Annotated in this window: 4 protein-coding genes; all 4 read right to left on the bottom strand. The window is 66.0% G+C overall.

Features of this window, described 5'->3' with window-relative positions; all coding sequences use genetic code 11:
- Positions 1-95: 95 nt before the first annotated feature.
- The gene (locus tag SB822_RS54255; RefSeq protein ID WP_410858746.1) at positions 96-311 is read right to left on the bottom strand and encodes a hypothetical protein; all 216 of its coding nucleotides are present in this window, start codon (positions 309-311) and stop codon (positions 96-98) included.
- 1 nt (position 312) lies between these two features.
- A complete protein-coding gene (locus SB822_RS54260; protein ID WP_086909375.1) occupies positions 313-1,170 on the bottom strand; it encodes an ExeA family protein in 858 nt (285 codons plus the stop codon).
- Positions 1,167-2,603 carry a DDE-type integrase/transposase/recombinase gene (locus SB822_RS54265; RefSeq protein WP_410858747.1) on the bottom strand — a complete coding sequence of 479 codons (1,437 nt, stop codon included), beginning with the start codon at positions 2,601-2,603 and terminating at the stop codon, positions 1,167-1,169. The genes SB822_RS54260 and SB822_RS54265 overlap by 4 nt, the downstream gene beginning before the upstream one ends.
- Before the next feature lie 98 nt (positions 2,604-2,701).
- Positions 2,702-3,271, bottom strand: a complete 570-nt coding sequence (locus tag SB822_RS54270) for a hypothetical protein (RefSeq protein WP_410858748.1) — start codon at positions 3,269-3,271, stop codon at positions 2,702-2,704.
- Positions 3,272-3,423 lie beyond the last annotated feature (152 nt).

Genomic DNA, 3,423 nt, shown 5'->3' on the forward strand with positions numbered 1-3,423 from the left:
TGAGCGTGAGCACGTAAATCGATGGGGCAATGAGCAACATAAATGATGTTCGAGGGACGAAGTAAAACGGGAGCGATGAAGCTCCCGTTGTCGTTTCAGAATGGCTCGTCGATGCTCTGGTGTGGCGGCTGTGTCGGACCGCGGTACCAGGGCTCGCGATAGCGGCGGATCTGGGTGGCGTAGGCGCGGCTGAACCACAGGTAGAGGTCTTCGATGAAGAACTGCATCATGTAGGCTGCCTCATCGGAGAGCTCGGGCAATGGCAGGCGTGGCGAGGCATTGGGTTGGCGAGGTGATGCTTTACGGGACATGTCATCGGGCTCCGTTGGGTTGACGCGCTGGCGTGCGGCGCGAGGACTGTGTTGATGGTGCAAAGACCTCGAAGTACAGCTTCTCGTCGAGTTCGGACAGTTCGCGCTGCGCGGCGGTGGTGAGCAGTTCGTTGGCGAGCGTGGTGAGCACGCGGTAGTTGCCCAGCGCGTGTTCGCACAGCGTGTGGCGCAGCGGCGGTGTCATCAGCTGCGGGGCGCCGGCGCTGGCGAGCAGATGATCGAGGCAGGCCAGCAGGTCGTCGGCCGAAGCCTTCTCGGTCCCCAGGCGGGAACGGATACGGCTGCCCAGTGGCAGCAGTTCGTCGCGCCGCAGCTTGTCGGTCAGGCGCGTGTCGCCGGCGAGCACCACACACAGCAGGGGCTGCGAATCGAAGCGGGCGCTGGCCATGAGCCGCAGTTCGTTGAGCACACCGGGACTCATTTCCTGCGCTTCGTCGATCAGCAGGATTGGGCGCCGGCGCGTGGTCTGCAAGTGCGACATCCACCGGTCGCGCAGCGACCTGAAGCCGCCCCAGCGGTTGTGCGGCCGGAGTTCCAGACCGAAGATGTCGCCCATCTCGCGATAGAAGTCGGCGAGGTTGCTCTGCGGATGATTGATCGAGACGACTGTCAGATCGGTCAGGCGCTCGAGCTTCTCGGCCAGCACGCGCATGACCACGCTCTTGCCGGTACCCGGCTCGCCGTGGATCATGGCGAAGCCGCCTTCGCGCACGAGCGCGTTCTCGATGCGCCAGCAGAAGTTCTCGACGCGCGGCGGCACGTACAGCGCCTCAAGGGGAAGCTCCGGCGAGAACGGGTTCCACTTCAGGCCGTAGAGGGCTTGCAGACGCTGGCTCATGCCTCCTCCTGCCAGTTGGCGGGAATCCAGGCTGGCGGCAACCCGGTTGCGGCGTGGTCGGCCAGCATCTGGCGTAGCAGCGGCGCGATGCCGGGCGCACTGGCCGGTGGCGGCTCGACATTGACGGCATCGAGTCGCCGACGCTGGCCATCAGCATTGGCGGCCTTGTCCAGCGGCCGCAGCGGGCACAGCACGGTGCCGCTATTGGCGTCGACGAGATCGACGCCGCTCAGGTCCCAGCGCGCGTAGCGCAGGTGCACGCGCTGCAGGTGCCGGTAGGCCGAGGGAATCTCGAAGCGCGTGCCGGCCAGACTCACGGTGCCATCCGAGCGCCGCTGGGCGCGCGTCACGTCGATACGGAATGCGGCGCGCAGCGCGTCACTCGACGGACATTCGCGGCCCACATCGGGGCCGGCCAGATAGCGCTTGAGCGGCGTGCCACCGATCTCGGAATGATGCGCATGGTGGTACTCGCGCTCGATCCACGCGTGGGTGGCCTGATTGAGCAGTTCGAGCGTGAGATTGGGCTCGCCTTCGAGCATGGCCATCACGCGCCCTTCGATGCGGGCCCAGAACGTCTCCTGCTTCGCGTTCTGGTACGGCGAATATGGCAAGGTCGTCTGGTGCAGCACGCCGAGCGCGAGCAAGCCGGCGGTCGTCTCCTCGGCAAGCATTGCTGCGCCGTTATCGGTCATCAGGGCGCGTGGCAGACCCCGGCGCTGAAACGCCTGGGTGAGCCCATGGATCAGGCTGCGTGCGGTCTCGTCGAGAAACCATTGCGCGTGACAGACGACGCGCGAGCGGTCATCGAGCACGCACAGCAGCATCGGCGTGATCCACTGGCCATCATGCGTGAGCAGCTTGCGCGAGCCGTGATGGAAATCGAGATGCCAGAGCGCGTTGACGTGCTCGACCTCGAAGCTGCGGACCTCGAGCTTCTCGAGGCGATCGCGGGCGAGCATCGCGCCGGTGCTGGTATGACGCGGCCTGCGTTCACGGTACAGGCCCTGCGCACGCAGATAACGACGCACCGTCGTGTACGACGGCAGGAACGCCTGGCCGAGCGTGACCTTGAGATTGTCGAAGTGCAGCTGGCAGGTCCAGCCGGGATGTTCCCGGTATTGCGCGCGAATCGCCTGTACCGCCTGAGGCGACAGGCTTGCGCCGGCGCCGCTGGGGCGCTTGCGGTCGCGCAGGCTCGCGACCGGATCGTGGGCCGCCTTGCGGGCCCGGTAGAACCACCGCTCAACGGTGGAGCGGCCGAACTGGACATCATCGCCAGTGACGGGATGACGCCAGCGTTTGGCGGCCAGCGCGGTGATGAGTTCGCGCACCTGCCCGGGTTCAGGCGGTGCCGCCAGCAAGGGGCCTACGACCGCAAAGCGCAGGCGCGCCCAACGATCCCGCAGGGGTAAATCGTGAAGTTCAGTCATGCTCTCTCCAGGGATGCGGCGCACCGCGCCGCGATTCGGGGGAGAGGCGAGACTACCGGCGCAGTCCGAGGGGGGCGAGCGACAAGTTCTGCGGGCGGTTACCGTCCCTCACGCAGGGTGCTCACGGCGCTGCCGCTGGTGAGCGGTGAGAGCCAGCGCAGCAGGCATGGCAATGGCTCGGCAGGCTGCGTGGTATCGAAGCGCTCGAGCAGGCTTGCCGGCACCTGGGCGGTCTCGACGGGCGGCACGAACGCCGCCCGTCCGAGCGCCCAGAACGGTGTGCCGACAAACCCGGTCGTCCACCAGTGCCGCCATCGCGCGATCGTCGAGGGCGGCACGCCCAGTGCATCGAGCTGGCGCATTGCCGCGGCCGTACCGGCGCTCGCACGCGTGGCGCTGACGACAATCATGATTGCGGCGGTGTAGACGCGCCGGCCGAGAAAGCGCACCGAGAATGGCGTGGTACGACGCCGACAGTCGGCGCAGCAGAAGCTGTAGCGGAAATCGCAGTGGCAGCGGGCTTCGTATGAAATTCCGCGCGGCTTGCGCGGGTAGCGGGCGCTATGGAGTACGCCACCGCAGCGACAACGCTGCGCGCGGGTCTGTTCGGCGTAGTCCTGATCGATACGTAACAGCAGGTGATAGAAGTTGGGATCGCGGGCACTCACGTGGCACACTCTGGAAGTCTCGGTTCTTGGCAGACACGAGACTCTCCCTTGGGCGTCGTTTGTGCAAGATGCCTGAGGGAGATCCCCTCCGCTACATCACGCAAGCTGCTCAAAACGCCCCGAATTCCCATCGATTTACGTGCTCACGCTCA

It is taken from the genome of Paraburkholderia sp. SIMBA_054 (assembly GCF_046534875.1).
GTDB lineage: Bacteria > Pseudomonadota > Gammaproteobacteria > Burkholderiales > Burkholderiaceae > Paraburkholderia > Paraburkholderia hospita.

Excerpts from the sequence above, each read along its gene's own strand:
- SB822_RS54255 (WP_410858746.1), bottom strand. The coding sequence starts at position 311 with ATGTCCCGTAAAGCATCACCTCGCCAACCCAATGCCTCGCCACGCCTG.
- SB822_RS54260 (WP_086909375.1), bottom strand. The coding sequence starts at position 1,170 with ATGAGCCAGCGTCTGCAAGCCCTCTACGGCCTGAAGTGGAACCCGTTC.
- SB822_RS54265 (WP_410858747.1), bottom strand. The coding sequence starts at position 2,603 with ATGACTGAACTTCACGATTTACCCCTGCGGGATCGTTGGGCGCGCCTG.